Annotated in this window: 1 protein-coding gene; it reads left to right on the top strand. The window is 61.7% G+C overall.

All coding sequences use genetic code 11. The annotated features are described in order from the left end of the window. Positions 1-115: 115 nt before the first annotated feature. A partial coding sequence (locus AC1DWI_RS26075) for a flagellar basal body rod protein FlgC (protein ID WP_477726321.1) occupies positions 116-512 on the top strand: 397 nt, incomplete at its 3' end.

Here is a 512-nt window from a genome sequence, read left to right as displayed (position 1 = left end):
GTCCAGTACCAGGCGCTGGTGAAAGGGCTTTCGCGCCACCTCGCCATGCTTTCGTCGGCAGCGACGGAAGGCAAGAAATAGTTCGACCGATCACTCACGTATTGGACCTGCACCTATGGATTACTCCGATTCCTTTGCCATCAGCGCCGCCGGCATGAGCCTGGAGCGCACGCGCGCCGACGTGGCCTCACTCAATTTGGCCAATGCCAACACCATTCAAGAGACGGGCGGTCCCCAGTACCGGCCGCTCCGCGTGGTGGCTCGAGCTGCCGCGATGGTGGCATCCGGCTCACCGGCATTCGCTGATCTTTTCAGCCGCGGGGTTAACGGTGCAGGCCTGACCGGTACATCGGCACCTGCCGTGGTGTCGGTTGAGCCGACTGATTTGCCGCCACGAATGGTCTATGAACCGGGTCACCCGCTGGCCAACGACAAGGGTTTTGTGGCTTACACCGGTGTGGATAGCGCGACCGAGATGGTGACGCTGATGAGCGCCATGCGCTCCTATGAGG

The sequence above is a fragment of the Polaromonas sp. P3_C2 genome (genome assembly GCF_056402675.1).
Note: the sequence above shows the minus strand (reverse complement) of the source record. Positions and strands in the feature narration are given on the sequence as shown.